The 24,346-nt window shown below is 44.9% G+C and carries 22 protein-coding genes and 6 tRNA genes; 7 read left to right on the forward strand and 21 right to left on the reverse strand.

Going from position 1 to position 24,346, the window contains the following annotated elements; all coding sequences use genetic code 11:
- Both HUJ19_RS10835 and HUJ19_RS10840 read left to right on the forward strand, forming a co-directional pair.
- Window positions 1-981 carry an ABC transporter ATP-binding protein gene (locus HUJ19_RS10835; RefSeq protein ID WP_290624220.1) on the forward strand — a complete coding sequence of 327 codons (981 nt, stop codon included), beginning with the start codon at window positions 1-3 and terminating at the stop codon, window positions 979-981.
- Complete coding sequence (locus HUJ19_RS10840; RefSeq protein ID WP_290624221.1) at window positions 981-1,769, forward strand: ATP-binding cassette domain-containing protein; 789 nt, start codon at window positions 981-983, stop codon at window positions 1,767-1,769. Before HUJ19_RS10835 ends, HUJ19_RS10840 begins: the two co-directional genes overlap by 1 nt.
- A gap of 94 nt (window positions 1,770-1,863) precedes the next feature.
- Here HUJ19_RS10840 and HUJ19_RS10845 read toward each other — a convergent pair whose 3' ends face one another.
- The 12 genes from HUJ19_RS10845 to HUJ19_RS10900 form a co-directional block, all read right to left on the reverse strand.
- Complete coding sequence (locus HUJ19_RS10845; protein ID WP_290624222.1) at window positions 1,864-3,777, reverse strand: SurA N-terminal domain-containing protein; 1,914 nt, start codon at window positions 3,775-3,777, stop codon at window positions 1,864-1,866.
- A 190-nt stretch (window positions 3,778-3,967) separates the two neighbouring features.
- A tRNA-Asp gene (locus tag HUJ19_RS10850) sits at window positions 3,968-4,044 on the reverse strand.
- 46 nt (window positions 4,045-4,090) lie between these two features.
- Window positions 4,091-4,166, reverse strand: a tRNA-Val gene (locus HUJ19_RS10855).
- A gap of 13 nt (window positions 4,167-4,179) precedes the next feature.
- Window positions 4,180-4,452, reverse strand: a complete 273-nt coding sequence (locus tag HUJ19_RS10860) for an HU family DNA-binding protein (RefSeq protein WP_015780967.1) — start codon at window positions 4,450-4,452, stop codon at window positions 4,180-4,182.
- Between the two features lie 170 nt (window positions 4,453-4,622).
- Entirely contained in the window at window positions 4,623-7,031 is a 2,409-nt protein-coding gene (gene lon, locus HUJ19_RS10865; RefSeq protein ID WP_290624223.1) for an endopeptidase La, read from the reverse strand.
- Window positions 7,032-7,138: 107 nt separating this feature from the next.
- Entirely contained in the window at window positions 7,139-8,407 is a 1,269-nt protein-coding gene (clpX, locus tag HUJ19_RS10870) for an ATP-dependent Clp protease ATP-binding subunit ClpX (protein WP_290624224.1), read from the reverse strand.
- A 285-nt stretch (window positions 8,408-8,692) separates the two neighbouring features.
- Entirely contained in the window at window positions 8,693-9,310 is a 618-nt protein-coding gene (gene clpP / locus HUJ19_RS10875) for an ATP-dependent Clp endopeptidase proteolytic subunit ClpP (protein ID WP_290624225.1), read from the reverse strand.
- A gap of 84 nt (window positions 9,311-9,394) precedes the next feature.
- Window positions 9,395-10,693: a trigger factor gene (tig, locus tag HUJ19_RS10880; RefSeq protein WP_290624226.1), complete on the reverse strand. Its 1,299-nt coding sequence runs from the start codon at window positions 10,691-10,693 to the stop codon at window positions 9,395-9,397.
- Window positions 10,694-10,850: 157 nt separating this feature from the next.
- Window positions 10,851-10,935, reverse strand: a tRNA-Leu gene (locus tag HUJ19_RS10885).
- Window positions 10,936-11,029: 94 nt separating this feature from the next.
- Window positions 11,030-11,105: transfer RNA gene (locus tag HUJ19_RS10890), tRNA-His, on the reverse strand.
- A gap of 42 nt (window positions 11,106-11,147) precedes the next feature.
- Window positions 11,148-11,224: transfer RNA gene (locus HUJ19_RS10895), tRNA-Arg, on the reverse strand.
- A gap of 33 nt (window positions 11,225-11,257) precedes the next feature.
- Window positions 11,258-11,334, reverse strand: a tRNA-Pro gene (locus tag HUJ19_RS10900).
- Window positions 11,335-11,510: 176 nt separating this feature from the next.
- On the opposite strand from HUJ19_RS10900, the gene folD reads away from it, so the two are divergent.
- Together folD and HUJ19_RS10910 are read left to right on the forward strand one after the other, a co-directional pair.
- On the forward strand, window positions 11,511-12,365 hold the full coding sequence (gene folD / locus HUJ19_RS10905; RefSeq protein WP_290624227.1) for a bifunctional methylenetetrahydrofolate dehydrogenase/methenyltetrahydrofolate cyclohydrolase FolD: 855 nt from the start codon (window positions 11,511-11,513) through the stop codon (window positions 12,363-12,365).
- Between the two features lie 157 nt (window positions 12,366-12,522).
- On the forward strand, window positions 12,523-13,947 hold the full coding sequence (locus HUJ19_RS10910; RefSeq protein WP_290624228.1) for a surface-adhesin E family protein: 1,425 nt from the start codon (window positions 12,523-12,525) through the stop codon (window positions 13,945-13,947).
- Between the two features lie 61 nt (window positions 13,948-14,008).
- Here HUJ19_RS10910 and HUJ19_RS10915 read toward each other — a convergent pair whose 3' ends face one another.
- From HUJ19_RS10915 to HUJ19_RS10930, 4 genes are read right to left on the reverse strand one after another with little or no spacing between them, the layout of a single operon-like run.
- On the reverse strand, window positions 14,009-14,548 hold the full coding sequence (locus HUJ19_RS10915; RefSeq protein WP_290624229.1) for a hypothetical protein: 540 nt from the start codon (window positions 14,546-14,548) through the stop codon (window positions 14,009-14,011).
- 35 nt (window positions 14,549-14,583) lie between these two features.
- On the reverse strand, window positions 14,584-15,225 hold the full coding sequence (locus tag HUJ19_RS10920) for a lysophospholipid acyltransferase family protein (RefSeq protein ID WP_290624230.1): 642 nt from the start codon (window positions 15,223-15,225) through the stop codon (window positions 14,584-14,586).
- Window positions 15,226-15,245: 20 nt separating this feature from the next.
- Window positions 15,246-16,205: a phosphatidate cytidylyltransferase gene (locus HUJ19_RS10925; protein WP_290624231.1), complete on the reverse strand. Its 960-nt coding sequence runs from the start codon at window positions 16,203-16,205 to the stop codon at window positions 15,246-15,248.
- Window positions 16,206-16,236: 31 nt separating this feature from the next.
- Entirely contained in the window at window positions 16,237-16,827 is a 591-nt protein-coding gene (locus HUJ19_RS10930; RefSeq protein WP_290624232.1) for a CDP-alcohol phosphatidyltransferase family protein, read from the reverse strand.
- Between the two features lie 118 nt (window positions 16,828-16,945).
- Between HUJ19_RS10930 and HUJ19_RS10935 the strand changes: the two genes are divergently transcribed.
- The gene (locus tag HUJ19_RS10935; protein WP_290624233.1) at window positions 16,946-17,689 is read left to right on the forward strand and encodes a helix-turn-helix transcriptional regulator; all 744 of its coding nucleotides are present in this window, start codon (window positions 16,946-16,948) and stop codon (window positions 17,687-17,689) included.
- Between the two features lie 29 nt (window positions 17,690-17,718).
- On the opposite strand, the gene cysS is transcribed toward HUJ19_RS10935, so the two are convergent.
- On the reverse strand, window positions 17,719-19,116 hold the full coding sequence (gene cysS, locus HUJ19_RS10940; protein WP_290624234.1) for a cysteine--tRNA ligase: 1,398 nt from the start codon (window positions 19,114-19,116) through the stop codon (window positions 17,719-17,721).
- 176 nt (window positions 19,117-19,292) lie between these two features.
- Between cysS and HUJ19_RS10945 the strand changes: the two genes are divergently transcribed.
- Window positions 19,293-19,808, forward strand: coding sequence for a peptidylprolyl isomerase (locus HUJ19_RS10945; RefSeq protein ID WP_290624235.1), 516 nt, complete (start codon window positions 19,293-19,295; stop codon window positions 19,806-19,808).
- Window positions 19,809-19,888: 80 nt separating this feature from the next.
- On the forward strand, window positions 19,889-20,605 hold the full coding sequence (locus HUJ19_RS10950) for a UDP-2,3-diacylglucosamine diphosphatase (protein WP_290624236.1): 717 nt from the start codon (window positions 19,889-19,891) through the stop codon (window positions 20,603-20,605).
- A 6-nt stretch (window positions 20,606-20,611) separates the two neighbouring features.
- On the opposite strand, the gene HUJ19_RS10955 is transcribed toward HUJ19_RS10950, so the two are convergent.
- The 4 genes from HUJ19_RS10955 to HUJ19_RS10970 form a co-directional block, all read right to left on the reverse strand.
- Window positions 20,612-21,178 (reverse strand): DUF924 family protein, encoded by a 567-nt coding sequence (locus HUJ19_RS10955; protein ID WP_290624237.1) that lies wholly within the window; start codon window positions 21,176-21,178, stop codon window positions 20,612-20,614.
- Between the two features lie 30 nt (window positions 21,179-21,208).
- Entirely contained in the window at window positions 21,209-22,744 is a 1,536-nt protein-coding gene (locus HUJ19_RS10960; protein ID WP_290624238.1) for a hypothetical protein, read from the reverse strand.
- 195 nt (window positions 22,745-22,939) lie between these two features.
- Complete coding sequence (gene pepE, locus HUJ19_RS10965) at window positions 22,940-23,662, reverse strand: dipeptidase PepE (RefSeq protein WP_290624239.1); 723 nt, start codon at window positions 23,660-23,662, stop codon at window positions 22,940-22,942.
- 31 nt (window positions 23,663-23,693) lie between these two features.
- On the reverse strand, window positions 23,694-24,305 hold the full coding sequence (locus tag HUJ19_RS10970; RefSeq protein ID WP_290624240.1) for a tRNA-(ms[2]io[6]A)-hydroxylase: 612 nt from the start codon (window positions 24,303-24,305) through the stop codon (window positions 23,694-23,696).
- Window positions 24,306-24,346 lie beyond the last annotated feature (41 nt).

Below are 24,346 nucleotides of genomic sequence, written 5' to 3' on the forward strand. Positions count from 1 at the left end.
ATGAGTTTATTGCAAATTGAAAACCTGAATGTGGACTTTATGACCGATGATGGTCTGGTAAGAGCCGTCGACAAGGTCAAACTCAGTATTGATAATGGCCAAGTCATTGGTGTCATTGGCGAGTCGGGATCCGGTAAAAGTGTTATGGCGCTGGCTATCGCAGGATTGCTATCTCCGGCAGCGAGAATGCAGGCCGATCTTTTTAACCTCGACGGGCATGACTTAACGCGAATGAGCCCTGCCGAGCGGCACAAACTCATCACCGGCAACATCTCGATTATCTTTCAGGAGCCTACATCCAGCTTAAATCCAGCCCTGACAATAGGCTATCAGCTGGATGAAACCATTCGCTTTCACGAAGGTGGCACAACCAAGCAACGTAAAGACCGAGCACTGGAGCTACTAGCACAAGTTGGCATTATGGATGCCAAGCGCCGTTATAAGGAATACCCGCACCAACTATCAGGTGGCCTCAATCAAAGGGTCATGATAGCTATCGCATTGGCATGCCAGCCGAAACTGCTTATCGCTGATGAGCCTACAACGGCACTTGATGTTACGGTGCAATCACAAATCCTCGATCTGCTTCTTAAAGTCAAAGAAGAACATAATATGGCGCTGATGCTGATTACGCATGACTTTTCGATTCTGGCTGAAACCACCACTAAAGTTCATGTTATGTATTGCGGACAAATAGTGGAGTCAGGCAGAACTTACAATCTTTTGAGCCAGCCCTATCACCCTTACACAAAGGCTTTGCTGGATAGTGTGCCGCATTTTGGTATGCGCTATAAAAAAGGGCGTCGATTGTTTAACCTACCAGGGTCAACGCCACCCATCAGTCACTTACCGGTAGGCTGCTACCTTGGGCCCCGCTGTCCATACGCTGCAAAAAAATGTGTTCAGGCGCCAGAGCTATTTAACATTAAAGGACGTCGAGTGCGTTGCCACTTCCCTCTAATTGAAGAGGAGGAATCCTGATGCAAAGCCTGTTATCAGCAAAGCTGCTGCGTAAATCTTATAAGGTTTCCAACAATCCATTTAAGCAGCGATACCTCGAGGTGCTCAAAGGCGTTAGCTTTACTTTAAGCGCAGGCCAAACTTTAGCAGTGGTTGGTGAGTCAGGCTCGGGTAAATCAACCCTGGCTAGAATCCTGGTTGGTGCTGAAAAACCCGATAGTGGCGAGTTATTGTTTGAAGGTAGTAATATTCTGAAAGATGCTTCCTTCAGCTGGTACCGCAACATACGCATGATTTTTCAAAACCCAGCAGCCTCATTAAACCCAAGAGCAACCATCAGACAAAGTCTGGAAGAGCCACTGATTAATGCCAAAACCGGTAATAGTCAAAGCCGAAAAGATCGCATCGCAGAGGTTCTGGATCTGGTTGGATTAAGGCCAGAGTATGCTGACCGCTACCCACATACCTTTTCCGGTGGCCAACGCCAACGGATCGCAATTGCCAGAGCACTGATGCTAAATCCAAAAGTCATCGTTGCTGATGAACCTGTTTCAGCATTGGATGTTTCTGTCCAGGCGCAGATTATTAACCTCCTACTGGATCTTCAGGATCGCCTTGATCTGGCCTATGTTTTTATTTCCCATGATCTGGGGCTGGTGCAACACTTTAGCGATAAAGTGCTAGTAATGCATAATGGCGAACAGAAAGAGTACGGGCGAGTGGGTGAAGTCTTTAGCCAGCCCCAGTCCAAGCATACATTAGAACTTCTTAACGCCTCATCCAGTTACCGTAGAGCAATAGAAAAATAGTTCATATCTTTAGAGTATAAAAAAAGCCACCCTATATGAGAGTGGCTTAAAAGATACTTTCAAAAGTGTACCTTAAAAATTCTATGGGAAGTACTTACTCAGAAATGTCTGCCTTATCTCTAAAGCTTTGCATCAAGCTCTGCATTTCACCTTGCGCATAAGCATTGGCTAAGCGCTGCTTGATTTGCTGACGTGTAGCATCATCCATGGTGCTTACATCAGGATAATTAACCGCTTTAACTTCAATTACTGCAAAATCACCGTTAAACAAGGTCTCGACGGAGCGACTAACCTCTCCCTCTGCGGGTGCTTTAAGGTTGAATATTGCATTAGTCATATCAAAGCCGATAGCTGTATCGCGTCGCTTCAAACCACTTGTTTCACTCCAACTTAAGCCTTCCATACTTAACAAAGTGTCGGCATCGCCGTCTTCCTCAAGCCTGGTCAGAACCTGGTCAGCAAATTCTTTTGTTGCATTACGCACCTTGTCTTCTTTTAAGGTGGCAACCACAGTCTCTTTCACTTCTTCAAGCGGCTGTACCTGCGCAGGCTGATAATCCTTAACAGTGACATACACGATGTCATTGTTGGTCAACTCAATCATGTCGCTAACTTCGCTGGATTCAAGTATCGATGCAGAAAATGCCTTTTCCAGGAATACTGGGTTAGCGGCAATGCCGGTTGCCGAGTCTTCACTAAACAGGCCTGTTTCCTGAACGTCTAAGCCCACCTGCTCGGCAAATTTATCCAGGTCATCACCATACTCAAACAAGTTTTCGTTAAGTTTAGACTGTTTGGCAAAAAACTCTTCCTGCGCTTTATCTTGAGCAAGGGACTCACGAATATCGTCTGCTACATCTGCAAGAGATGAAACCTCGGCCTCTTTTTTATCAACAAGCTTGATAATATGATACCCGTACTGAGTTTCAACCACGTCGGTCATTGCTCCAACATCTGAAAGAGCAAGAGCAGCTTGTTCAAATTCAGGTACCCACCCAGTACCAGTGGCATTGTCATCTGAAGCCACAGCATCAACCCAGTCCAGCTGGCCGCCATTCTCAGCACTAAATGTATCGCTCGAGTGCTCTTTTGCCATCTCAGCAAAATCTGCCCCACCCTTAATCTGGTTTAGGATGTCGTTTGCTTTTGCCTCCGCATCATCTACCGTATTTTCAATAAGGATATGAGCTACTAAAATTTCAGCAGGATCCTGATAGCTGTTTTTATTGTTGTCATAAAACTGCTGGATCTGCTCTTCAGTAATTTGCGCTTTATAAGCTTCTGTCAGCTGATCAATGGATAACCGAACATAACGCAGGTTGACTTTTTCGGGCTGCTCAAATTGAGCCTGATTCTGCTGATAATATTCTTCAATTTCAGTATCAGTCACCTCAATTGAATCAGCAAAGTCCTCCTGGCTAATTCGAACATAGCGTACATGACGGGCTTGCTCCTGGAGACGATAGAAAGCCTCTACCTCATAGTCCAAAGCAAAGTTACTTGCTCCTACACCTTTATTAAGCTGCTCCTGGGCAATCTCCTGGCGCACATACTGACGAAAACGCTCTTCAGTTAGCCCACTGTTAATCAAAGCAGACTTGGCTCGCTCGGGCGAGTAAATCCCACCTATCTGGAAATCAGGAAAACTTCTAATCCACTTCTTAATTTGCTCTTCAGAAGCAGTTAAGCCAGCTTTATTAAGATTTGCTCTAATAATTTGCTCATTAATGAGCTGCTGTTTGATCTGCTCACGCAATAGCTGTTGACTGGCTTCAGTTGCATACTGCTGGTCAAACTGCTGCCCCATCTGTTGACGCACTCGATCGACCCTCTGCTGAATCTGAGCGTTAGTGATCTCTGCACCTTCAACTTCTGCAACCTTGTCTGGGTTACCACTAAACAAAGTACCCGTAAAATAGCCCGCAAAAACAAAGAATATGATGATGATAAATAGTACCACCTTCATAATCGGCCCTTGCATGCTTTGCTGTATTCTTTCCAACATCATGGCTGAAACTACCTATTTGTTAATTATTCAGTCCGAACATTAAACTTTAATTATAATCCAAACTATCCAGTTACTCAGTATTAGGTCACTAAAAATATTAATAGCGGACAAAAGGATAACCTGAAAGCTCAGGAAACAGACTTTGGTTACTGGATAAAAAAAACGCGCCTTGGTAGGCGCGTTTAGTTTCTGGCGGAGCGGACGGGACTCGAACCCGCGACCCCCGGCGTGACAGGCCGGTATTCTAACCAGCTGAACTACCGCTCCTAAATTGTCGTCTTACGGACACCATACTTAAGGACACTAAAAAGCATGGTGGGTGGTACTGGGCTCGAACCAGTGACCCTCGCCTTGTAAGGGCGATGCTCTCCCAACTGAGCTAACCACCCGTAAAAACGGCGGCTAGTTTACCGCGTCTTTAAGAGCTTTACCAGCTTTAAAACCAGGAACTTTTGCAGCCTTGATCTGAATAGTTTCACCAGTTTTTGGATTACGACCTGTACGAGCAGCACGCTCTTTAACAGCGAAAGTACCGAAACCAACTAGAGATACTTGCTCGCCTTTTTGTAATGAATCTGTAATTGCGCCTAACATAGAGTCTAGTGCACGACCAGCAGCCGCTTTAGAGATATCCGCGCCAGCTGCGATAGCGTCGATTAATTCTGATTTATTCACTCACTTTCCCCTTTTATTTAGAGTAATCTGATGTACAAAAATTTAGCAGTAATTATTAGCGTTCTACTGCACAACTCAAGGTCTGCTGTTATATCAACTGACCCTTTTATGTGTCAAGAAAATTTCCTTTAAACGGTCAAAAAGCCTGCGAATTGCAGGCTTTTTGTGCATTAGTGTGCATGGAGCTTGTCTTGGTCGTCAACTTTAGCACCCTCACTTTCTGGCGCTTCAGTGGTCGGCTTAGTGATTGGTTCAGGTGGTCGCTCTAGCGCAAGATCAATCACCTCATCAATCCATTTCACACACACAATCTTTAAATCCTTTTTAATATTATCTGGAATGTCGGCCAGATTACGTTCATTTTCCTTCGGAATAATGACCGTTTTAATACCACCTCGGTGAGCTGCCAGAAGCTTTTCCTTGAGTCCGCCAATTGGCAAAACTTCTCCTCGCAGAGTGATTTCACCGGTCATGGCAACATCTTTTCTTACCGGAATATCCGTCAGACTCGAAATAAGAGCAGTACACATACCAATACCCGCACTTGGTCCATCTTTCGGTGTTGCACCTTCAGGAACATGGATGTGGATATCCTTTTTCTCATAGAAATCAGCTTCAATACCCAGCGCCAGACTACGGCTACGCACTACCGTCATGGCCGCCTGAATAGACTCCTTCATAACATCGCCCAGCTGGCCCGTATAGGTGGTTTTTCCTTTACCATCAACCACTACCGACTCGATAGTCAACAGTTCACCACCTACCGACGTCCAGGCAAGACCAGTCACCTGCCCAACTTTATTGGACTCACCGGCACGCCCATAATCATAAATCTTGACGCCAAGATACTTATCAAGGTTTTCATCATTAACCTTTACTGTCTTTTCCGGCTTATCTGCTAAAAGCTGTTGTTTCACAGTTTTGCGACAAACCTTAGAGATTTCACGCTCAAGATTTCGCACACCGGCTTCACGCGTATAGTAGCGGATAATGCCCTGAATCGCTGAATCTTCTAACGCTAGTTCACCTTTCTTTAAACCTGCATTTTTCATCTGCTTTGGCACAAGGTAGCGCTTTGCGATCTCAAGCTTTTCCGCCTCGGTATAACCCGGTATACGAATAACTTCCATACGGTCCAGAAGTGGCGCAGGAATATTCATCGAATTGGAAGTCGCAACGAACATCACTTCAGACAGATCATAATCAACCTCAAGATAATGGTCATTGAAGGTATGGTTCTGTTCAGGGTCCAACACTTCCAACAAGGCAGAGGATGGGTCACCGCGCATATCCATCGACATTTTATCGATCTCATCTAACAAGAATAGAGGGTTTTTAACTCCTACCTTGCTCATTTTTTGCATCAACTTACCGGGCATTGCGCCAATATAGGTACGGCGGTGGCCGCGGATTTCAGCTTCATCACGAACGCCACCAAGTGCCATGCGCACATACTTACGACCGGTCGCCTTAGCAATGGACTGCCCAAGTGACGTTTTACCGACACCAGGAGGCCCCACCAGACACAAGACCGGACCTTTCAATTTTTTAACGCGCTGTTGAACCGCTAAATATTCCAGTATGCGATCTTTAATCTTTTCCAACCCATAATGATCGGCATCAAGCGTCTCTTCCGCTTTCTTCAAATTGTGCTTAACACGACTACGCTTACTCCATGGCATTCCCAGCAGCCAGTCAATATAGCCGCGCACCACAGTAGCTTCGGCAGACATGGGTGACATCATTTTAAGCTTTTTCAATTCAGCCTCGGCTTTTTCCTTAGCCTCTTTGGTCATGCCAGACTCTTCAATTTTACGAGCCAGTTCTTCATGCTCAGATACAGTCTCTTCGCCTTCACCAAGCTCCTTCTGGATCGCCTTAATTTGTTCGTTCAGATAGTATTCGCGCTGATTCTTTTCCATCTGTCCTTTAACACGACCACGAATCCGCTTCTCAACTTCAAGCAGGTCCATCTCGCTTTCCATCTTGGCCATCAGCTGTTCAAGACGTTCAGCGACACTCTCCATTTCAAGAATTTGCTGTTTATCTTCGATTTTCAGCGACATGTGAGCAGCTATGCTATCCGCCAGGCGACTCGGATTCTCAATGCCTGACAGAGTGGTTAAAATCTCACCAGGCACTTTTTTGTTCAATTTGACATACTTATCAAAACTGCTTAATGCAGCACGCGCCAGTGAATCCGCTTCTTCACTTTGCTCGGAACTTGAAGGGATCAGTTCCACCTCAGCAACAAACATCGGGTCGGTATCAACATATCTTTTGACCTTAGCGCGTTGCACGCCTTCTACCAGAACTTTGACATTACCATCTGGCAACTTCAGCATCTGTAGAATCGTCGCGACACATCCATAGTCATAGATTTGCTCGGTATCCGGCATATCTTCTGTGGCTTCACGCTGAGCAACCAGCATAACCTGTTTATCGCCATTGGTTGCTTCTTCAAGCGCCAGGATTGACTTCTCGCGACCAACAAACAGCGGGATCACCATATGTGGAAATACCACGACATCTCGCAGTGGTAGCAGAGGAAGTTGTTTGGTAGTAGTTTCTGTTTGCATGAATCATTAATCCTGAATAAGTAATAAAAAAGGGGCGAAGTTAACCTCCTCCCCTTTACTCAACTATCTTTACTCACCATCAGGCTCTATAGGCCTGATAACGAAAGCTATTCAGCAGCAGCTTGTTGCTGGTTGTCATAAATCAGTAGAGGCTCTGCCTCACCTTTTACTACAGCCGCATCAATGCATACTTTGCTGACGCCTTCGAGGGAAGGTAAGTTATACATGGTGTCTAATAAAATTTCTTCAAGGATAGAACGTAAACCACGAGCACCGGTTCTGCGTTGCATTGCTTTATGAGCGATAGCAGTCAAAGCATCTTTACGGAACTCTAGATCCACATTTTCCAATGAAAACAACTTACTATATTGCTTGGTAAGAGCATTTTTAGGCTCGGTCAAGATTCTGACCAAGGCTTCTTCATCCAGCTCCTGCAAAGTTGTAACAATTGGTAAACGACCGATAAACTCAGGGATTAAGCCAAATTTTACCAGGTCATCTGGCTCAACCGCTTTCAACATTTCGCCAATGGCCTTGCCTTCTTTAACCTTCTTAACATCGGCACCGAAGCCAATGCCGCCTTTTTCCGTCCGTTCCTGAATTATCTTCTCAAGACCGGCAAAGGCACCGCCACAAACAAACAGGATATTACCAGTATCAACCTGCAGGAATTCTTGTTGCGGATGCTTGCGACCACCTTGTGGAGGAACCGATGCCACAGTACCCTCAATCAGTTTAAGCAGAGCCTGCTGAACACCTTCTCCTGATACATCACGTGTAATAGAAGGGTTATCCGATTTACGCGAAATCTTGTCAATTTCGTCAATATAAACGATACCACGCTGAGCTTTTTCAACGTCATAATCACATTTTTGCAGCAATTTCTGAATGATGTTCTCGACATCTTCGCCAACATAACCTGCTTCGGTCAACGTCGTGGCATCCGCCATGGTAAATGGCACATCAAGCATTCTGGCGAGAGTTTCGGCTAATAAAGTCTTACCACTACCGGTTGGGCCAATCAGTAGAATATTACTTTTACCCAGCTCCACTTCTTTATGTTCACTAGAAGCCGGCTCACTTTCGAGGCGTTTGTAGTGATTATATACCGCTACAGACAATACTTTCTTAGCTCGTTCCTGGCCAATAACGTATTGCTCCAGAAATTCAGCAATTTCTTTAGGTTTAGGCAAGTGGCTACGCGATTCTTTGGCAGCAACTTCCTGAATTTCTTCAATAATAATATCATTACACAAATCCACGCACTCATTACAAATGAATACTCTGGGACCTGCGATCAGCTTTTTCACTTCATGCTGGCTTTTGCCACAGAAAGAGCAATATAACGTTTTGTTGTCTGAGTTATCGCTACTCATTGTTACCTCATAAGACTGTCAGCACAGCCCGTTAGACATTTTCCAGCGCCTGATATAGTGGCGTTGCTATAACGGATTAGTGAGGTCAAACCTATGAAACTCAAGGTCTGACGCACACTTTAATTTCTCACTACTAATTACAGTATCAAAATAATTCCTTCAACAAAAGAACAAATCTGCTTTAGCCTTAAAGCATTACAATTGATAGATAAAGAATCACTTGAATAGGAAGGAACTTAAGAATTGTAAAATATCAGCTCTCACATAAGATGAGAGCTGAATCAATTAAGCCTGTTTTCTCGAGCTGATAATGGAGTCAACTAAGCCATAACTAACAGCTTCTTCTGCGGTTAGGAAGTTATCACGGTCAGTATCCCGCTCAACCTCTTCTACACTTTTACCGCAATGATCTGCCATGATTGAGTTAAGTCTATGTTTCAACTCAGTAATTTCCTGAGCGTGAATCGCAATATCAGAAGCCTGCCCCTGGAAACCACCAAGCGGTTGGTGGATCATCATGCGTGAGTTAGGCAATGTATGACGCTTACCTTTTGCACCACCAGCCAATAATAGAGCACCCATACTTGCCGCCTGACCAACACAAACGGTTGAAACATCAGGACGAATAAACTGCATAGTGTCATAGATGGCCAAGCCCGCGGTAACAACACCACCAGGTGAGTTAATGTACAAATGAATATCCTTGTCTGGATTATCAGACTCAAGGAATAGCATTTGAGCAACAATTGAGTTAGCCATGTAATCTTCAACCTGACCAACACAGAAAATAACGCGTTCTTTTAAAAGTCTGGAATAAATGTCGTAAGAGCGCTCACCTCGAGAGGTTTGCTCAACAACCATTGGGATTAGGCCAGATGCCTGAGTTTCAATAATTTTACTCATGTTGTATTTTCCTTGCCTGAAAATAAAAGAAGCGGAACAAGTCCGCTTCTTTTTTAGAATAAACGATAGTTTATCGTGCTACTTTTAATCCTGATTTTTGTTAGGATTTAAAAGTTCATCGAAGCTTACTGATTTCTCAGTTACTTTAGCTTTTTCCAGCACCAAGTCAACTACTGTATCTTCTAATACTAATGACTCAACTTCGCGTAAGCGGCTTGGATCGCCATAGTACCAGTCGATAACTTCTTGTGGCTCTTCGTAAACACCAGCCAAGTCTTCAACTTGTGCACGAACTTTATCTTCGTCAGCTTTTAAGCCTTCTGATTTGATGATTTCAGAAACAATCAAACCAAGCTTCACGCGGCGAGTAGCCTGTTCTTCAAACAATGAGGCTGGCAGGTCTGGAGTTTGGTCTTTTGGAGCACGCATCTGTTGAGCCATTTCCTGACGCATACGCTCGATTTCTTGATCCAGCATGGCTTTAGGAACTTCAACTTCATGCTTTTCAACCAACTGATTCATCACCTGGCCTTTCACACGAGATTTGATAGCGTTACGAAGCTCACGCTCCATATTCTTCTTAACATCCGCCTTCAAGCTGTTGATGTCATCAGCGCCTAGCTGTTCAGCTAATTCGGTTACTGTTGGAAGTTCTTTCTTATTAACGACATGAACATGAGTTTCAAAAGTTGCTTCTTTACCTTTCAAATCATCAACATGGTAATCTTCGGGGAAAGTTACTTTGACTTCAACGTCATCGCCAGCAGAAACGCCAACTAACTGTTCTTCAAAGCCTGGAATCATGTTGCCAGCGCCAAGCTCCAATGGGAATTCTTTTGCTTCGCCACCTTTAAATGCTTCACCATCAATGAAACCTTTAAAGTCAATAACAACCTGGTCACCATCTTTAGATTTGCGCTTAACTTCAACCCAACTAGCACGTTGACCGCGCAGGGTGTCCATCATTTTAGTCAAATCTTCATCGGATACTTCAGAAGTGGCTTTTTCGATTTCAATAGAATCAAGATCAGCTAATTTAACTTCAGGATAGACTTCAAAAGTTGCAGAGAACTTAAGGTTGGCGCCATCGTTATTTTCGATAAGCTCTAATTGAGGATAACCAGCAGGCATCAATTTTTCTTGCTGTACCGCTTCGAAGTAGTGACGTTGCATCACATCACCAAGCACTTCTTGACGTACTGAAGCGCCATAACGCTTCTTTACAACGCTAAATGGGACTTTGCCTGGACGAAAGCCGTTCATTTTAACGTTACGTGCCAAGTCCTGTAGGCGCTTTTGTACCGCACCATCAATGTTCTCAGCAGGAACATCAATAATTAGCTTTCTTTCTAAACCGTTGGTGGTTTCAACTGAAACTTGCATTCGCTGATCTCCAATAGGCTATCGTTAGCAATAGCTATTCTTTACATAAAATGAATATGATAAGGCTTTTGGATGAAGACTTGAAGGGAATACCATTTAATCTCTATATCGATAAATGCTTGCTGTATAACTTTAAAACTAAGCACCGAGATTAAAATGGTGCGAAAGGAGAGACTCGAACTCTCACGCCTCGCGGCACTGGAACCTAAATCCAGCGTGTCTACCAATTCCACCACTTTCGCATTTTTGAATGCGGGCCCTGAGCCCTCATCGTACCATATTGTTTATTCTAACTGCTTGATTCTTAGAATCATAATACTTTTTGCAGCTAGAATCTGGGGTGGACGATGGGACTTGAACCCACGACAACCGGAATCACAATCCGGGGCTCTACCAACTGAGCTACGCCCACCATCAACCGCTACTCTCTCCTCATGTCGCCCATTTGTTAAAATGGCGCGTCCGGCAGGATTCGAACCTGCGACCCACGGCTTAGAAGGCCGTTGCTCTATCCAGCTGAGCTACGGACGCATGTGAATCCAGACGTACGAGGCGAGAAAAAATTGGTCGGAGATGAGGGATTTGAACCCCCGACATCCTGCACCCAAAGCAGGCGCGCTACCAGACTGCGCTAATCTCCGAACTTCACAAGGGCTTGCCCCTGCGAGACGCGCATATTACTGATTTCCCCCATTACCGTCAACACTTTTTCTTTTGTTTTTTTACAAAAAGTTGCTTCTGATAAAAGCATTGAGCCGATAGCCAAATATTGCGACAATAGCGCCTTTCAAACGCTCATTTGAATTTATCGAATCTTATGTCTGCTCAAATTCTTGATGGCAAAGCCATTTCCGAAAAAGTTAAGTTACAGTTAGCCGAAAAAGTCAAAGCTCGCCTTGATAAAGGCCTTCGCGCACCGGGGCTTGCGGTTATTCTGGTTGGTGTTGACCCTGCATCACAAATCTACGTTAACAAGAAAGTAGAAGCCTGTGAAAAGGTTGGCTTTATTTCTCGTAAAATAGTCCTTGAGGAAACAACCACTCAGGAAGAACTATTAAAGCATATTGACCAGTTAAATGCAGATCCTGCTATTGATGGCATTCTGGTGCAGCTGCCACTTCCTGAACACCTTGATTCCAACGTCATTCTTGAGCGTATTAAAGCTGATAAGGATGTGGACGGCTTCCACCCTTATAACATGGGTCGTCTGGCACAAAAGATGCCAACCATGCGCCCCTGTACGCCTTACGGCGTTATGGTCATGTTGAAAGAAACGGGTATTGACCTTGTGGGTAAAGATGCCGTAGTGGTTGGCGTATCTAATATTGTAGGCCGTCCAATGGGCTTAGAGTTACTGATGGAACGCTGCACCGTTACTTTCTGCCACAGCAAAACCAAAGATTTACCCAAGAAGGTATCAGAAGCCGATATCGTTGTAGTCGGTGTAGGTATTCCTGAAATGGTCAAAGGTGACTGGATCAAGCCAGGCGCCATCGTGATTGACGTGGGCATTAATCGCCTAGAAAGCGGCAAACTGGTCGGTGACGTGGAATTTGATGTGGCTAAAGAACGTGCCTCATGGATTACTCCTGTTCCAGGTGGCGTTGGCCCGATGACCGTTGCCATGCTGATGAGCAATACTTTGTTTGCCTGTGAGAACTTGCACGACTAATCAAGAAAATTTGTTAACTACTCAGGCCATGTGTACTAACATGGCCATACATCACCTTAAAGCTCCCACCTTCATTATCATCTTCCAATTATATTAATTGCTCACTTTAGGTTCCTGCACTAATATTGACTAATAAAGGATCTGGGGAACACTAATAATGAGTCATTTAAAAACATTAATCTGTACAGCACTGGTAGCTATTCTCTTACTCCTCTCGTCAGCTGCATCAGGAAACTCCGCAGGAAAGGAAAACTTTAATCTCGGTCGTGAGGCTATGGCTCAAGGCCAGCATGACAAAGCCATTCAACTTCTTGAGCAAGCAGCAAGTCAGGGATATTCGGATGCGGTGACACTTCTTATCAGATACTATATTTCGCCTGAGTTTGAAAACCACAAAAAAGCTTTTGAGCTAGCGTTAGCAAGAGTCCAGACGGTGAAAAACGATGCCGAAAAACTCAAAGCATACAGCGAACTTGCTTCTTTGTATGCACAAGGTATTGGAGTGCCAAAAGATGAGGCTAAAGCAATAGAGCAGCTCAAAAAAGTTGCACATTTGAGTAGTAACGTTTCAGCCCAAATTGGTGTTTACTACTTTAATCAAGCACAGTCTAACCCTGGCCTCTTTAAAGAATCCGCTCAGTGGATAATGAAGGCAATTAAAAATCAGTTAAGGATTTATCTCAATCCTAACTTTTTAGTTGCCGATTACGCCTTCAATAACCAGGACTATAAAACAGCGGCAACTGCTGGTCACTTAGTTATAACCAAGGGTGGGGCTACTTCTCAAGAAACATTGGGCTTCTTGTCCAAACGTGCTGAACAGGGAGATGCTGATGCTTTGTTATTCCAAGCTTTTGCTTATGCCTCAGGCCACTATTTCACTAAAGACTATAAAAAAGCTCATACATTCTATCAGCAGGCTGCTGCAAAGAATCATTTGAATGCAGTCATCGAATATATAGCCTTTTTGGAAGAAGCAGTCAAAGACCACAATGCTGCAGCGCCTTATCGAGTGCAGGGAGCACAATTAGGACATTCAAAGCTTCAGAAAATTATTGCCAAAGACTATTTTTTTGGAATCAACGGCCTAGCAAAAAATACTAATGAAGCATTTAGGTGGCTCAATCAAGCATTACGCAATGGTGAACATGGCGCTACTGAACTGTGGATGGAACTCAATAGCAAGCATTATAAAGCTGACCACTCAGGCTGGATTCAATACGGCTATGGTGAAAATAGTTCTCGTCACCACTACGAGCCCTCTTTAATAATAGGCCCCATATCCAATCTCCGACAGAAGGATATTTATCTTGCTATGGGCATGGTCAAACACAGCAAAGTCCAATATTACGAACCATACCCGGGCATATATCCAGACGAGGTCGAGAAAGGTTACGATTCAGAAGTTGTTGGTTACTTCGTTGACTGCAAAAGCAACAAGGTCATGGTTACTGCGGCAACATTGTATAATCGAAATCAGCAAATGAGCAGTAATATCAATGAGTCTGGACTAACAGAGTGGATTACCATTGAGCCTAATAGTCATTTCTACCATCTACGGAATAAAGTCTGTAAAAACTAGTACAGCTCTATGTTTAATAGCCATGCCATAACGCATGGATTTTTTCTGACATCGAAGAACTCTATGAAGGGAAGTGATAGAAATACAGCCCATAGACCAGAACCCACACCACTGCCCAAATCGTAACTAATTGCTTGCTCTGTAGATTGTTCAATAACCCTCTAACAATCAAGCGCGCCACATAGGTAATTGCCAGAAAGCGCAACAGTCGGGCGGGAATACTAATTAACAAGAATGCTTCTATGGATATACCGGCAGCATAAGCCTGGATAGCAAAAGTTTTATAGGGTAAGCCTTGCAGTGGGCCAGTCATAATTGACCATATACCAGACGACTGCATCTTATCTTTCACCGTAACCATAAGCTCGTCACTTATCGCTGGGACTGATTCGACCCACTCATATGCCGTTGCAAAATGATACTGCCCCCAGTAATACATCAGCGTTCCGCCCAAAAGAGCGCCAATCAGAGTAATGCTACAAAGCTGTATCAATTGACTCTTCTTGTCTAGCGCGTAGTAACTCAATAACACATCGGGCAGAATAAAAAACAATGTCGCTTCAGCAAAACCCCAGCCTCCTGCCAATATTGAACGTTTCATAGTTTCTACCCCAACAAATGACTATTACAGCTAACCTAATCCCACTTAGGCAGTCTGACCGACGATTGCATCTGCTCGAATCGTGCTTTTACCTGCTCAAATAAATTCGGCTGGTAGTGCATAGGCTCAGAGAAAACCACATCACAGAAGAAAGGCACCAGTAAGGCATCACCCTTGGGCAGACTTTTACCCAGTCCGTGCATATAAATTGGATACACCGGAACTTCTGGGCACTTCTCGGCAAGCTTGACCACCCCATACTTTAGCTCCGACATATTTTCCGGCTCACCACGCGATCCTTCAGGGAAGAAAATCAGAATCTTACCCTGTTTCAAGGCTTCTGCGCACTGCTCCACCGGACTTCGGGTTTGGCGCTCAGACTGACGCTCAATCGGTAGGATGCCAATGATGTTCAACGCAAACCAGGCGATAAACCTGTTTTTCAGGAAGTAATCGGCAGCAGCGACCGGCTGTACTTTGTGCAATACCTTTAATGGCAGCAGTGATATCAGCACCATGGTATCCAGGTGACTGTTATGGTTTGCGATAATGAGTGCCGGCCCATTCTGTGGAAGAATGGGCTTGCTCTGATAACGAATACCTATCACTAATTTCACTATTGGTTTAATGATGATGGCGAAAAACAACCAGCGTAATGCTCTATTGATAATTTTCATGCTCGTCCTCCTCATCTAACCTAGTAATAACAGTAGCGAATAACATGGAAGAACAATGGTGCTGTGAAGGTCAGGCTGTCCAGACGATCCAGAATGCCGCCATGACCCGGAATGAGCTGACCACAATCCTTGATACCAATATCGCGCTTGATAGCTGACAAGGAAACATCACCAATAAATCCAGCCATACCAATGCCCAGTCCAACCAACAGACCATGCCACCACAACATCGGCGTTAAGGTTTCAGCCAGGGCCATTGCCAATAGGCCTGTCGTCAAAACACCACCAATCAAACCTTCGCGCGTCTTGTTCGGGCTAATCGCTGGAGCAATTTTGTTTTTGCCGAATAACTTACCCCATATGTACTGGCTAACATCATTCAACTGAGTCAGTAGCACCAGGTATAACAATAGAGCTGCACCCGAACCAGAAACCATCAAGTTTTTGACTTCTGCTTCATTGGGCAAGACCACCAGATAAGCCAGGTGACTCAAAGTAAATACGGTCAGCATCAAGCCCCAATGAATATTGCCCACCGCGCGCAAATAGTTTTTGGTTTCACCAGCTAAAACCATACGAAAAGGAATAAACAGAAAGGCATAAACCGGAATAAAAATAATGAACATGCCGTACCAGCCGATTGAGATGAAGTAGTACTGCAACGGAATGGTAAGATAAGCCCAGAATAAAACACGACGATCAACCAGTCGAGTTGGTGTCATCGAAAAGTATTCCTTGAGGGCGATGAAGCTCAGCATGGCAAACATCAGAATGGTCACCATTGGGCCCATATAGAGCGACAGTGCAAATACGCCCATCATGATCCACCAGGAGTTGATACGTTGAGTAAGTTCGGTGTGATCAGTTTGTGGTTTAGAGCGGCTGAGTAAAAATGATACCAGGGTCGCCACTAATAACAGTACAAACAAACTGCCAAAAACCTTAGTGACCGGTTGTAAGCTACTTATATCGAAAAACATATCCATATCCTCTTGTTAAATTTGCTAGCGCTTACAGCGCAGCACGAATTCGGTTAATAACAGTCCAAACAGACAAAGCCGTGGCAATAACTAGAACAGCATTTAAATAAACGGCCGGTACTGAAACGAATGGCACCAGTAAGCCCACAAGGCCTATCAGTAAGGCTCGATCACTTTTCCCCATTGGCCCCTGGTATTGACGTTCTGTGCCAACCATGACGCCCAGAATGCCTGCAAACTCGGTTAACAAAGCTGTAAAAGCAAATGCAGCCAAAAACCACAAATTGATGTCAGGAATAATGATTAAAGGAATGATTAAGAAGAGATCGGAGATCACGTCACCGATTTCGTTGAAAAAGGCGCCTAGCCTGGATTGTTGCTGATGCTCTCTGGCTAACATGCCGTCGATGGCATTCAGCGCCATGCGAATTAATAAAATAATCGGCAGAGCCAGCAACGCCAGGATGCTGTTACTGATAATAATGGCAACTCCAGTTATGACACTCATCAGCATCGCCACTACGGTTACCTCATTAGCGGTGATGCCTTTGCGGGCTAAGCCGTTAACCAGCGGTCTTAATAACTGTTGAAACTTGGGTTTGAGTTGATAAACAGAAATCATGGTATTTCCTTGTGAATCGTTGTTTTGATGATGCTAAGTTGTCATAGGCGCTACCTTTAATCTACTTTTAATGCTAAAGTCGTGTTTATGTGACCATTTGGTATAGTATTGATAGACCATGAGTAGCCAAACGCTGGAAATTCTTGATGCTCTGAAACAAGAACTTAGGAAAGAAGGGATCACCTATAAGGCGCTGGGAAATGCTTTGGAGATGAGCGAAGCCAATATCAAGCGCATGTTCTCGCAGCATAAGATCAGCCTTGAACGGCTGGAAAAGATCTGTGATTTACTGCATCTGGATATTCTGCAGCTGGCCCAGTCCGCCCATCAGCAGCGCAAGCAAATCTCGCAATTAACTCTGGAACAGGAAAACCAGCTGATCAGTGACCAACGATTGCTGCTGGTTGCTCAGCTGTGTTTGTCGGATTGGAAGTTTGCTGAAATGCTCGAGCGCTACAGCTTTACCGAACCACAGCTGATCAAGTATCTGGTACAACTGGACAAAATTGACTTTATTGAGCTGCTACCAGGCAATCGAATTCGAAAACGCGTCAGCCCACACTTCAAATGGCATCCCAAGGGGCCGGTGCAAAACTTCTTTGCCGAACACATCCAGAATGAGTTCTTCCGCTCCAGCTTTACCGAAAAAAATGAAAAGGTGCTGTTTATATCGGGCATGTTAAGCGATAAATCTAATCAGAAGATTCAGGAATTGATCGATGAATTAGGCACCGCCTATCGCCAGCAATTACGCGAAGACAAGAATGTGGAGTTAGCAGAGAAAAAAGGAACCAGCCTGGTGGTTGGATTACGTAACTGGGAGTTGTCGGTGTTTAATGAGTTAAGAAGAAAGCCGCTTTAAGCGGCTTCTTTTTTACGGATAGATTTAGGTTACTTCCGACGCCAGCTGGTACCACCCGCTCCATCTTCAAGCTCAATATTCATGGCATGGAGCTTGTCGCGGATTTCATCGGCCAGTGCCCAGTTTTTATCAGCACGCGCCTGCAGACGTTGCTGAATCAGGCTTTCAATTTCGTCGTCGGAAACATCACTGTCGCCAGCACCTGATTTTAGGAAGGCTTCAGGATCCTGTTGCAACAAACTCAAAACACCTGCCAACTCTTTCAGCTTTACTGCGATAGTGGCTGCTGTAGTCATATCGGTAGCTTTAAGGCGATTGACTTCTTTGGCCAGATCAAACAGTACAGGCATCGCTTCCGGCACGTTAAAGTCGTCATCCATTGCTTCAATAAAACGCGCTTCAGCCTGCTCCAAAATGCCCAGCTTTTCGTCGGTGGCCTGACTTAAATCCACACCACGCAAAGCATTATACAAACGCTCAAGGCTGGCATCAGCAGATTCAAGATTGGCTTGTGTGTAACTGAGTTGACTGCGGTAATGGCCACTCATCAGGAAATAACGAACTGATTCCGGACGGTACTGCTTTAGCACGTCTCGAATAGTGAAGAAGTTGCCTAATGACTTAGACATTTTCTCTTTATCTACCTGCACCATTCCAGTATGGATCCAGACGCGTGCGAATGTGCAATCATTTGCACATTCTGATTGAGCAATTTCGTTTTCATGGTGCGGGAACTGTAAGTCAGAACCACCGCCATGGATATCGAAAGTTTCACCCAGGCACTTCTTACTCATGGCCGAACATTCGATATGCCAGCCCGGACGCCCTTTACCCCACGGTGAATCCCAGGAAGGCTCACCCGGTTTTGAGGATTTCCACAAAGCAAAGTCCATTGGGTCCTTTTTGATATCGTTAACATCAACTCGCTCACCAGCATTGAGCTGAGTTAAATCCTGCTTACTCAGTTTGCCGTAGTCTTTAAAGGCTGGCACATGGAAGTACACATCCCCATTGTCGGTCGCATAAGCTGCGCCCTTTTCAATCAGGGTTTGCGTCATTTGGATAATTTCAGCCATGGTCTGAGTCGCGCGTGGCTCAATATCAGGGCGCTGCAAACCAATTGCATCGAAATCTTTGTACATTTCCTGAATGAAGCGCTCGGTCAACTGACTAAAGTCTTCACCGTTTTCATTGGCTCGATTAATGATCTTGTCATCAATATCGGTAATGTTACGCACATAAGTCACATCATAGCCACGAAACTTGAGGTAACGGTTAATAACGTCGAAAGCCGCATAGGTTCGAGCATGGCCAATATGGCACAGATCATAAGTTGTCACGCCACACACATACATGGAAACCTTGCCTTCAATCATGGGCTTAAAAGGTTCTTTCTGACGGGTCAAATTATTGTAGATCTGTAACATAAGTATCTTTTCTCGATTTTGAATTTAGCTTTTAGTGATAAAAAACATTATCATAGGCGGCAAACTTAGAAGCCCGATATTGTAACCATCATCAGGCCTACAAGCCAGAGTCTGTTGGCTTTTAGGGTTCAATACGGGATTTGGTCAGCGAATCGCAAAAAATCAGGATATTAATCATGAGCAATGCACATCCAAAAGTTACTTTAACCACCAATCATGGTGACATCGTTATCGAGCTTAATGCTCGCAAAGCCCCGAAAACCGTGGAAAACTTCATCAGTTACGCGGAGAAAGGCCAATACGACGGCACCATATTCCACCGTGTTATCTCAAACTTCATGATTCAAGGTGGTGGCTTTTCACCTGATATGGAGCAGCTGCCTACCGATAGTCCAATCGAAAACGAAGCCAACAACGGCTTGGCCAATGCCCGCGGCACCATTGCCATGGCTCGTACCATGGATCCGCATTCAGCCACCTGCCAGTTCTTCATCAATGTTAAAGACAATGACTTTTTGAACTTTTCTCAGGAATCGATGCAAGGCTGGGGTTACTGCGTATTTGGTAAAGTGGTTGAAGGAATGGACGTGGTTGACGCCATTAAAGAAGTGGAAACTGGCAGCTACAGCGTTCACCAGGATGTTCCAGTTGAGCCTGTCATTATTGAAAAAGCAGTAGTTCACCAGGAATAAAATCCAACACCAATCAAATAAGCTGTATTGGTACAAAGCTGGTACAGCTTTTTCATTCATCATCAAAAAAAGACATCACAATGATTCATATTATTTCCGATCTACACCTTTGCGAAGAACGCCCTGACCTGACCGCCCTTTTCACTCAATATATGAATGACATAGCGCCCAAGTCGGATGCTCTGTATGTGTTGGGGGATTTATTTGAGAGTTGGATTGGCGATGATGATGATTCAGAGTTTGTTAAAAGTATCATAGCCAAGTTCAAAGCCTATTCTGATTCAGGCAAGCCACTTTATTTTCAGCATGGCAATCGCGACTTTTTATTGGGTGATGAATTTGCCAAGGCAACTGGCGGTGTCATAGTCGGTGAAGTGCACCCAATAACTATTGGGAATAAAGAAGCCATCCTGATGCACGGCGACAGTCTGTGTTGGGATGATAAAGAGTATATGCAGTTTCGCCAGATGGTTCGCTCAGACCAGTGGCAACAGCAGCTTCTTTCTCAGCCTCTAGCCGTACGCCGCGGAATCGCCGCTGACCTGCGTCAAAAAAGCCGCGAAGCCCAGGCCAACAAAGCCAGTGCCATTACTGACGTGCATCCTGACGCGGTTAAAGAAGTTTTACAAAACCACCAGGCCGATATCCTGATTCATGGTCACACCCATCGCCCCGATTTCCATGATATTGAAGTCGACGGCAAACATTGCCAACGCATCGTACTCAGCGATTGGGGCGACAAAGGCCATTACCTGACTCTCCAAGGCGATGAAATAGATAGTCATTACTTTAGTTAACAGTCTCTAGCAGAAGGGGTTTTCCAGGAAAGCCTCTTCTGCTGGAGTACTTTTTCTTCCCAACGCCTGATTGCGACCAGGGAATCTGCCAAAGCGGACAATTTGATCCCGGTGACACAGGGCGAAGGTTAAAGTGTTAGGGTCACCGAGCTTGATAAAAAGCTCAATGCTTTTTTCTTGTTGCCCTAAGTCTTCTGCGTGCATAAAGGGCATGTAGAAAAACTTCTTTTCAACCGTTAACAGCCCTCTATCAAAACCATTTTCCAAGGCCTGTTCAGCATACTTCTGCGCCTGAAGATCGGTGGCAAAAGCCTGTCCTTGATTGCGGTAAATGTTGCGTGAAAACTGATCGAGAATAATGATTAACGCCAAAGCTCCTTTTTGGTTTTGCATTAAGTCATCCAGCTTACCCTCTGCGGCTAGCTGATGAGCTTCGCCAAAACGATCACGAACTTCCTGATCAAATTTTGGATCAGACTGAAACCAGATGGCGCGGTCAGCGCCCAACTCTGCTGAGTCAGGCGCGCCGAACCAGAAGTCCAACACATCGCGTGTTAAATCATCTAAGTTCATAACAAATGTATTTCCTTTTCCTACTTTCTTTTACTCTTTTCTTTTCAGGGACGGCTTGGCGGCATTTTCTTTTTCAATCGCCTCCAACGCTGCCTGCCACATCGGAATGGCTTTGAATGCTGTGACCATATCATAATCCAGGCCAATCCGACCACCGCCCGGATCCATCGGTTCAGTTCCTGAGCGACTCTGGAACCATTTCATCCAGCCTTTTGAGCCGGGCTCATGGAGCACAAGTGCCTGCTTGGTGCTGGAGCCCGGGGCATTGGTTACTTGCGGCGGATAGGTGGTGCTCGGCAACAGGAAAGACTTTTGTGGATACTGGGCATTACTATGGCATCCCAGGCAACCGACAGAAGCCAAACCCTGTGGATAGTAGTGACTACCTGCCCAGGCTGGCGTGACCACAGCTCCATCATTTGGACCTGACAAACGACCATCCCAACCTAAAGTTTCGGTCGCATATTTCGGTGCCTGAGGATTGATCCAGTTTTGCTTGAGGTTGGTGTTTACTGTAACCGGCGGGGTTAATGCAGTACTGGCTGTGTTGATAATATCCGGATCACCACCCCAGGTTGCACCCAGCGGAATCATCTTGTCCCATACATCCTTACCCGGAGCATTTTTGTCATAGATCAAAGTGGAGAATACCCAGCCGGTTTCTGGGGCTGCCACGCTGTCTTTAACAATGATGTCGAACTGCATCAGATAAACATTGGTCAATGTTGGATCGGCAGACGAGCCATCAGAGCCATTGTTTGGACACTTCGATAATTGTGGATTGTTACCCGAACCATTGCTTTCATTCAGAGTCGAATAGATTGGCCACGATAATGTGCCTTCCATCGGTGCCCAATCCGCGCCACAAGGGGTAACGAAAGCAAACTTGACGATAACACTGCCTTCGGCGTATTGCGCCGCCGGGTTAGTCAGGTTGGGTTTATAGGCCTGCTCTTCTGTAGTCCCCCAGATGTTGCCCAGAGTCACAGCTGCTGTTTGATCATATAGAGTTAACACATAAGTAGTTAAATCGAGAGTCTGTTCAGGCATGGTGCCGGCAGGAAAACCTGAGCCCACATAAAATCCATGAATCGGCTCACGCTCAGTGCCTAACCAGATTGATTGCCACCAGGGTTCACTTTGCGGATCCCACTGGTCATAGTTATACAGTAATTTTCGCATATCCTTGGAAACGTAATCTTTTAATGCCTGAACATAGGCCAAAGAGTTTTGAGTCGTGATAGGTCCATTATTAGTCACCTTTTTCCAGGGGTAGCTCTGTCCGGATGGCACTGTGGATGGATAATCGTGGCGTAGTTGGAACAAGGGTCCTGAATATATATCTTTCGGTGGGTTTGGTAATGCTGAGTTAATGAAAGGATGAATGGGCGAATCAGCCAGATCCAGATTTTGTGCCGTGGAGGTTAAAAAAGGTACTCGTCCCTGTAATTCATCATCGTGGGATTTTTTCTCAGAAGCTTGTGTAGGTCCGGAAGCATGCACGGCCAGCGAACCGGCTAAAACAATACTTCCTAACCAGGAATACAACTTTATACAGTTGTTCATAGTTAGATCTCCTTAAATGCTATATGGTTAACACCAAGGAAGATGCTTTAGTTTATGATTATTGAAAAATTACCCTTCCTTGGCTAACTCCAATCCTAAAGCAATCTCTAACTAATTGATACTAAAAGATTATTTGGTCATACCAGACACTAACTTCAGGTCATTCTTGCATTAAGAAATGCATTAAAGAATGTATTAAAGCAGGAAGCTGATATCACTGTCGGCTTTTATCGTTTTGATTCCTTCTCCATCCCGGAAAATCAGACCCTCTTTCTGGCCGCGCAAGAATAATTGATCGCCTTGGCGCTCCAGTGCGGTTCCTTCTGGAATGCCCACCACATAACGATGAGGGTTCGCGCGCGTGTACTCGTAAATTCGCTCAGCGCGTGTTTCGCCATTGTGATTCGGTGGCTGATAATCGGTGTAATGTGGATTAATCTGGAACGGTACCAATGCCAGTGCATTAAAGCTTCTGGGCTGAACAATCGGCATATCATTGGTAGTACAAATGGTTAATCCGGCCATATTGGAACCTGCGCTCCAGCCCATGTAAGGCGTTCCTGCATTGACCTTGCTACGAATAGCATCTACCAGCTCATTGTCATACAGCTGTTTCAGCAAATAAAAAGTATTGCCACCACCGATAGCTATGGCCTGAGCATTCTCAACCGCTTTGGCTGGATCATCAAATTGGTGAATAGAAACCACTTTACGCTTAATGCCTTGTAAAGCTGTGCTGACTTTTTGCTCATAAGCATCATAGCCCATGGCAAAACCTGCGTAGGGAATAAATAGAATTTCACTCACCGATGAAGGTAGAAAAGAATCCATCATCGGAAGGGCATGTTCCAGGTAATCAGTCTGGCCTTCTCTTGAAGCGCTCAGTAGTAATAATTTCTGTTGTGATGATTGTGACATAAAGGTCTCTCCATCAGTTCATGTAATAAGTCTATGCGGGCACACCAGAGTGGAAGCGAAATTGCTTATCAGGACCTTCAATCAATTCCTGCTCTTTCTCAAGAAAGAACTTAACGCGCTCATCAATGGGCTCTTTGGCGTAACTCTGAGCCAGCTCCAGGTAATCCGCAAAATGGCGTGATTCTGATTTTAATAAAAAACGATAATACTTTGAGAGCTCAGGCTCGCTCTCTTTGAAATACGGAGCTAAGGCATGAAAACGTTCGCAGGATCGAGCTTCAATAATGGCTCCAATAATCAGGCCATCAATTAAGCGTTGCGGTTCATCTTTGCTGGCATACTGATGCAAGCCTGCCGCATAGCGGGATGGCTTAATAGCGCGATAACGAATGTTGCGCTGCTCCATAAACTCCAGAACCTGCTCAAAATGCAGCACTTCTTCACGAGTCAGTTGCGAGAGCTTTTTTAGCAGTTCAATGCGCTCCGGGTAACGAAACATCAGCTTGACTGCTGTGGCAGCAGCCTTTTTTTCGCAGTGAGCATGGTCAATCAGCAAAATATCTATTTCCTGAGTTGCTCGTTCCAGCCAGGCCTTAGGCGTTCTGCAGTGTAGAAAATCGTGAATTGGCGTTATGTCAGCCATGGCGATGCTTTTAAGGTTTAGAATGTGGGCGCATTATACCC

Source organism: Kangiella sp. (assembly GCF_014762745.1).
In the GTDB taxonomy this organism is placed as follows: domain Bacteria; phylum Pseudomonadota; class Gammaproteobacteria; order Enterobacterales; family Kangiellaceae; genus Kangiella.